This window comes from Streptococcus sp. CL8.13 (assembly GCF_049737895.1).
Window position 1 is genome coordinate 1 of the sequence record NZ_JBKOTT010000098.1, and the last position, 3611, is coordinate 3611.

5 protein-coding genes are annotated in these 3611 nt (G+C 33.2%); 2 read left to right on the forward strand and 3 right to left on the reverse strand.

Annotated features, from left to right (window positions below):
- On the reverse strand, positions 1-897 hold an 897-nt coding region (locus ACLNCN_RS04030; protein ID WP_424844681.1), incomplete at its 3' end, for a replication initiation factor domain-containing protein.
- A 196-nt stretch (positions 898-1093) separates the two neighbouring features.
- A complete protein-coding gene (locus ACLNCN_RS04035; protein ID WP_000182279.1) occupies positions 1094-1567 on the reverse strand; it encodes a hypothetical protein in 474 nt (157 codons plus the stop codon).
- 319 nt (positions 1568-1886) lie between these two features.
- On the opposite strand from ACLNCN_RS04035, the gene ACLNCN_RS04040 reads away from it, so the two are divergent.
- Positions 1887-2333, forward strand: a complete 447-nt coding sequence (locus ACLNCN_RS04040; protein ID WP_000287814.1) for a helix-turn-helix transcriptional regulator — start codon at positions 1887-1889, stop codon at positions 2331-2333.
- Positions 2334-2496: 163 nt separating this feature from the next.
- Here the strand turns inward: ACLNCN_RS04040 and ACLNCN_RS04045 are convergent, their stop codons facing one another.
- Complete coding sequence (locus tag ACLNCN_RS04045) at positions 2497-2823, reverse strand: DMT family transporter (protein ID WP_000120162.1); 327 nt, start codon at positions 2821-2823, stop codon at positions 2497-2499.
- A 172-nt stretch (positions 2824-2995) separates the two neighbouring features.
- Here ACLNCN_RS04045 and ACLNCN_RS04050 point away from each other — a divergent pair, with 172 nt between their 5' ends.
- Positions 2996-3394 carry a hypothetical protein gene (locus ACLNCN_RS04050; protein ID WP_009732039.1) on the forward strand — a complete coding sequence of 133 codons (399 nt, stop codon included), beginning with the start codon at positions 2996-2998 and terminating at the stop codon, positions 3392-3394.
- Positions 3395-3611: the final 217 nt, after the last annotated feature.

The window sequence follows — 3611 nt, forward strand, 5'->3', positions numbered from 1 at the left end:
ATGCAGTAAGTTATTGTCGTATAGAAATTTATACGCTTTTAGAATAGCTCCAGAACCTTTATAGGTAAACCATTCTAATTTTTGTTCTAGTTCTGTTTTTTGTTTTGAAATAATGATAGAGACAGGTTTTGAGTGACCTAAAAACTTTTCCCAAGATCTCAAGGGTTTTGAGAAGTGACTATCACTATAGAATCTCACTTTTTCTTTGAGATATCCCTTGGTAAAGTTGAGAAGATCTATTTCTGAATGCAACCATTCTTGAATGAAGTAGTGAGCTTTTTCTTTCCTAAGTTCTAACTCCGTTCTTATCCAATTTTCTATATAACGCTTGCTGATGCCGAGCTTCTCAGCACGTTCTAAGCGTTTATCGTAAATTCTAAGTCTTTCATCATCATTGGGTTTTCTCAAATATAAGGTTTGGCCGATTGTTTCATCTCCGTAGGTATTGTAGTAAGTGCTTTTTCCATATATAAAGCGTTTCTTCTGACAAATCTTTAGAAGCTGATTAGGAGTGAAATAGGGTGTTTCATTAAAATCATCTATTGCAATATCAATTCGTCTTACGGAAAACTGATTGTAATTGTAGTAGAGGTTGTTCAGAAACTGTCTTTCGGACAGACTATTTGGATCTAATACCATATCTCTAAAGAACTCGAGTGCCTGTCCTGACATGACAAGCATGTAGGACGACTCTTTCGCTCCATAGTAGATACGGATATTCCCATGATGAAGCTGGCTATCATAGTTATAGTATTTAAGGTTCCCTTTATTCTCAATAAATAGGTCATAGTCAAGAAATAGAATGTCTTCGATTATTTCTCTTGGCGAAAATTCAGTCTTATCAAACTGAATTTGAATCCAGTCAAATACAGAACGTAAATGTTCATTTTTTGCCATAGATTTTGATTCAACTTTTTGCCTAATTTTGCCACCCTAAAAATCTCCGAAACCCTTGGAAATACTGAATTCTTTCGATGGTACACCTAACTTGCAGAGGGTGGTGTTACTACACACCCTATCGGTCAAAAATGGTCCGTCCGCATCTACGCTCATTTTCGGCTTTCTGCCTCATGGCTCAGCCGAAAACTCGCTATTAGCCGAACCTATTTTTTGACCTCTTGTTAACAAACCCTAGTAAGCCGGTTTGCATCGACTCTTCAATATCTTGGATTTTCTTTTTTAGGTTGGAATTCTCAATTTTTATCAGTCGCATTTCTCGCTTAAATTCCTGTTTTAAGGCGCTCAGTTCATCGTAGAGCTCATCTATTACTTGGTTTAGGGATTCATGTTCATTGTCTGCTAGACTCCCAAATACGGCTTGTATAGCCTCTTTTAGACCTATTTCAAGTTTTAGTTTAGCTAACTTTTGAAATTGTCTAAGGTCTTCGTCTGTAAAATCATAGGCAACTGTATAACTTAATTGATGAGTTCTGGGATTTCTACTGATAGGAACTTTAATTTTCTTAAATTCCTTGCCACTTATCTCTTTAATCAGTTGAATCCAATTTTTAAGAGTAGAGGTAGAGTTTAGGCCAGAAATTTGATTGACTAACTCTTTATTGGTCATCTTTTTGTGAAACCTCCGAAATTTTCTTGTGCAACTGAAGAGTTTTCTGTGGTATAATTGTTACATAATATGTTTTGATCTTGGAACGAACGGCACATTTGTTTCAAGATTTTTTATTTTGTCGAATCCTACCTCCTTTATTAAAATTTTTTAAATCGACTACTAGTTACATACGCTTTTACCTCCTTTTATGCTATAATATTCTCAATGGAATATTCAATCTCAAAATAAATATTCCTTATGGAATAATTCTATTTTATACCGTTTAGAATATTTTGTCAAGCTAAAATATACGAATAAGAATATCTATAGGAGAATTATGTATACAGAGGATTATAAATTTTCAGAGAGGTTAAAAACTCTCAGAAAATCAAAAAAGTTAACTCAAGTACAAATATCGGAATTAATTGGAGTTCAACAAGGGACATATTCTCGGTGGGAGAATGGAACGTTAGAACCAGGATTAGAATTCGTTGTGAAATTAGCAAATATCTTTGGGACTACTACAGATTATTTGCTGGGACAAAAACCTTATTCAATTATCAGTAGTTTACCTCTAGAACAATTAGATCTTACCAATATTGCAAACTTTTCAAAGGATGAGTTTGATATTTTGAAACATTCAATAGCAGTTTCGGTGGCAAGAAATAAAATAAAGGCAACAGAACTAAAAGATAGAGTTATAGAAAAAAATCAGTTGTCAGAAAAAGATGCAGAACTTTTGAATAAGATTTTTGAAGAAGTTAAAACTTATTGGGAAAATTAGGAGGACGCTAGTCTTCAAAATTCCCTCCCAAAATGTGTCCAAAATATTGACAGAATTCTAGCTTTTCATTATAGTTCTTATGGAACTTTTTTTCTACAACAAAATAGGCTCCATAATATCCATAGGGGATTTACCCACTACAAATAGTATAGAGCCGGTTTTATTAATGTCCTGCATTTCCTAATAAGTTAACCATGACAACACCAATGATAATCAAAATTAAACCGATAATGCTATAAACATTTAGTGTTTCTTTGAAAATCATTACTGCGATAGAGGATATCAAAACTAAACCGACAGCTGACCATGTTGCATAAGCTATTCCTACAGGAATTTTTTGCATTGCTAGTGATAAGAAATAGAAACAAACGCCATAGCTAAGTAGGGCAGAAACGGTTGGAATAGGCTTTGTAAAACCGTCTGATAATTTCAAAAGGTTAGTTCCCAATATCTCTCCTACAATGGCGATAAAAAGATAAAAGTATGACATGTCTTTAACCTCCTATATGTCATGTTTTTGCTCTAAGAGCTATTATAGCTATCCGTTTTTTATAAATCTTGGCACAAGTCATGAGAATTTGTAGTAAAACTGTGGCAGACACTTTTTCAGAACCAATAGCTGATAAGTTTATTATATCATAAAATAAATTTTAAAAAAAGTCTTGATTTATTTCAATGTCTTGCGTGGTCTCGATTTTACTGGTAAAATTACTTTTAAGAACTTTAAAAAAGAGGTTTCTATATTTGACAAAACAATGACTTGTTGTCCCGAATGTGGGCATCCTTTGGAGAAAAAATTTTTAAAAGATGAGGGAGATATTCCTTATTGTTCACAATGTGCGAGTTTTCGTTTTCCAGTCTTTAATACAGCAATTAGTGCGATTTTATTTAATGAAAAACATGATAAGATTCTCTTGATTAAGCAATATGACATGGCTGAGCATATTTTGCTAGCTGGTTATGTGTCTAATGATATTCACAACCAATTTCTACAATCATTAAAGGCAATTAATTTAGCCTCTCTTATTACGGATATGGGTAATAAAATTGCACAAAACTAGTCCAAAACTCTTTTTAATAAGGAGTATACTTTCTAGCATTTTATAGTTACTAAAAAGTATCTAAACTTTGGAAGTGATACTAAGTTTTAAAAAATATTATGGAAAAAAAGCTTATAAAATCAATATTTCTGAGATTTAAAACTAATAATATTAGACTCAAAATCCAGTGTCCGCAAGGACGTGCCGGTTCGACCCCGGCCGCCGGTATAGTATAGAG